Origin of the sequence: Okeania hirsuta, from assembly GCF_003838195.1 — a bacterium.
In the GTDB taxonomy this organism is placed as follows: Bacteria; Cyanobacteriota; Cyanobacteriia; order Cyanobacteriales; family Microcoleaceae; genus Okeania; species Okeania hirsuta.
Genome location: NZ_RCBY01000465.1, coordinates 1 through 2,758, shown reverse-complemented (window position 1 = coordinate 2,758; position 2,758 = coordinate 1). Strand labels below are relative to the sequence as shown.

General features: G+C 38.3%; 5 protein-coding genes and 1 pseudogene. All 6 read left to right on the top strand.

All coding sequences use genetic code 11. The features are described from left to right. Positions 1–116 precede the first annotated feature (116 nt). The 6 genes and pseudogenes from D5R40_RS31835 (at position 117) to D5R40_RS40410 (ending at position 2,520) form a co-directional block, all read left to right on the top strand. Positions 117–332 (top strand): hypothetical protein, encoded by a 216-nt coding sequence (locus D5R40_RS31835; protein ID WP_124146747.1) that lies wholly within the window; start codon positions 117–119, stop codon positions 330–332. A gap of 17 nt (positions 333–349) precedes the next feature. Further along, complete coding sequence (locus D5R40_RS31830) at positions 350–700, top strand: type II toxin-antitoxin system VapC family toxin (protein ID WP_240039132.1); 351 nt, start codon at positions 350–352, stop codon at positions 698–700. Positions 701–944: 244 nt separating this feature from the next. Then, the gene (locus tag D5R40_RS31825; RefSeq protein WP_124146745.1) at positions 945–1,382 is read left to right on the top strand and encodes a hypothetical protein; all 438 of its coding nucleotides are present in this window, start codon (positions 945–947) and stop codon (positions 1,380–1,382) included. A gap of 322 nt (positions 1,383–1,704) precedes the next feature. After that, a complete protein-coding gene (locus D5R40_RS41715) occupies positions 1,705–1,839 on the top strand; it encodes a hypothetical protein (protein ID WP_275670276.1) in 135 nt (44 codons plus the stop codon). A gap of 20 nt (positions 1,840–1,859) precedes the next feature. Beyond that, on the top strand, positions 1,860–2,000 hold the full coding sequence (locus D5R40_RS43240) for a helix-turn-helix domain-containing protein (RefSeq protein ID WP_375339363.1): 141 nt from the start codon (positions 1,860–1,862) through the stop codon (positions 1,998–2,000). A gap of 19 nt (positions 2,001–2,019) precedes the next feature. Continuing rightward, positions 2,020–2,520, top strand: a pseudogene (locus D5R40_RS40410) (transposase family protein). The last annotated feature ends 238 nt before the right edge of the window (positions 2,521–2,758 follow it).

Here is a 2,758-nt window from a genome sequence, read left to right as displayed (position 1 = left end):
TTTTTTGCGTAAGTCCTGGAGATATCAGGACTTACGCAGGGACTCTACATATAGAAAGGGCGAATACCATTCTCCCTAGCTATTTGAAAAGTTTATCCATAGATTAGGAGAAAATTATGCGGAATTTTAAGAAGAAAATAGTTACTGATGAAACTATGCGCCCTGTAGCAGTTTTGATTGACTATCAAGACTGGCAAGAAATTGAAAAGTTATTGGCTGCTTGTGAGTTAAAAGTGGAAGAACAAAAGGTAGATTTGGCTGAGTATGCAGGCACAATAAAATTAAGTATAGACCCTTTGGAATATCAACAACAAATTAGGGATGAATGGTAGTGACAGAAAATTTAATTGTGCTAAATACAAAACCACATTTGTATTATTTAGGCGGGCGGTTAGTTAACCCTCTACCTGGTGGTAGATATTTTATTTCTATAATTACTGAAATAGAGTTACTCTCTTATCCCAGTTTGACTCCAGTTGAGGAAATACAAATTCGTAATTTTTTGGCTCAAATAACAATAGTTGGTATTGAGAGTCAAATTAAAGATTTAGCGATCGCTTTACGGAAAAGTTACAGGTTGAAACTTCCTGATGCTATTGTGGCAGCAACAGCACAGTTATTGAATGCCAAGTTATTGACAAATGATGCTAAACTGATAAATTTATTAGAGATTAAAACTGAGTCTGTACAAATTTTATGATTGAATAGCTAGACAAGGATGATACTCATGTCTAGCCTTTTGGAGAAGCTGAGTAATTTTCTAACCACAAGTAATACGAATTAGTATTACTTATCTAACTTCTACTCGTCAAATCCTTTTGTCGGTAATTATTTCAGGTAAAATCAGGCATTAAATAAAAATTATCTGGCCAAAATGCCTGATTTGAAGTTAAAATTATCCTGATTTGAAGTTAAAATTATTCCGTAATTAAGTATATCATCTGTTGGAAAATGCGAAGGATGCTGTGTTTGAACTTACTGATGCAGCAATATTAAGCCCTAGTCCTAATTCTCTAGCAGAATTATCTTTGTCACCAGTATTTCGCCGACGATGGCATAGTGTTTACGAAACTCTAGAAGATTTTTATCCATCACGATACAAATTGATGGAAGTTTATATCAAACAGATAACATTGAATCAAAGACCATTATTAGTAGGAGACCATAGTGGTTGGTTGCGACCAGACGCAGTTACCCTTCAAGAAAGAACTTATGAACATACTCCAGGTAGAATAAGAGTCAATCAACCAATAGGGGTAGTTTTTGGATACAGTACTTTGGCTTACATTCCAGAAGAAAAGGGTAGTTGGGCATTACCTTTAGTTCACCAGAGAATAAATGGTGAAATCCAATCTAGGGGTTGTGTTGCTAGGAGAATATGACCCCGGAAATGACGCTCGACAAAATAACTAATTTTAGTGCGGGTGTCGGGGGTGAATTCATTGAGACCGTCGATACAAATTTCTAGGGCATTATTGTAGATGAGATTTTCTAGGAATTTGCGGTCTGTTTGAGAAATGGGGATTTTTGTTTTGATGGAATCAGCATGAGTAGATTTGGCATCTTTTAAATTTTCGTAGTGGGTTGTGAGGAGGTTAATAGACTTGTCGCTTTATAAGGTAAAGTAAAGTTAATAGGGTGTTTGAGATGGGACAATGTTAGATCTGAATCGGGTGCTAAAAGAAGACCGCCTCAGTGCGGGCATTGACTGGACTAAACCGTAAGGCATTGGATGAATTATTACAAGCTTTTTGTGTCCAACTTGACTCGGAAGCGATACGGCGCTCCGCCACCCTCCGCGAACGCTCTTTTGCCAAAAACCTAGAGTTCGAGCTTTAGGAGGAGGGAGAAAAGCGCGGTTGTTAGAGGCCAAAGACAAGCTATTTTTTATCTTGTTCTACTTCAAGTGTTACCCTACCTTTGATGTGGCAGGAATATTGTTTGACTTACACCGCAGCCGAGCACACTATTGGATGTTAAGACTACAACCGTTGCCCTGAGAGTGCTTTAGGGAAAAAAATGGCCTTACCAGAACGTAAGTTACAAAGCATTGAAGAATTCATTGGCAGGTTTCCATCTGCCAAAGAAGTGATGATTGATGGTACGGAACGGCCAATCCAGCGTCCAAAAGACCAGCAAAAGCAGAAAAATCATGACTCAGGTAAAAAAAAGTGCCATAGGAGTCAACATCTGATCATGACAGACTCAGATAAAAGGGTCCTCGTCCTATCAAAAGCAAGAGAGGGCAAGGTTCATGGGCCTTCGGCAGTTGGACGCGCGAAAAATTGGTAGATTTTGTGCTTTTTGGAAGTGAAAATTCATGTAGATTTGGGTTTCCAGGGATTACAGAAGGAATTCGTCAACATCAAAATTCCCACGAAAAAACCTAAAGGAAAGGAATTAACTGAGGAACAAAAACTTTTCAATAGAGAGAAAAGTAGCGTTAGCGTCAAATGTGAACATACAATATCTGGCGTGAAGAGATATAATGCAGGGAGAGGATTGTATGTTCACATTTGACGCTAACGCTACTTTTCAATAGAGAGAAAAGTAGCGTTAGCGTCAAATGTGAACATACAATATCTGGCGTGAAGAGATATAATGCAGGGAGAGGATTGTATCGAAATCACATTAAAGATGCGCGACGATCGCTTCATGTTCACTGCGGCTGGACTCTGGAATTTCTACTTAATGGCAGGATAATTTAATCAGTGAAAACCAGAATTTTCCCATTTCACTTTAAGGTTTTATTTCGCGA

Bases quoted from the DNA above. Each gene is read 5' to 3' on its own strand.
- D5R40_RS31835 (WP_124146747.1), top strand. From the start codon at position 117: ATGCGGAATTTTAAGAAGAAAATAGTTACTGATGAAACTATGCGCCCT.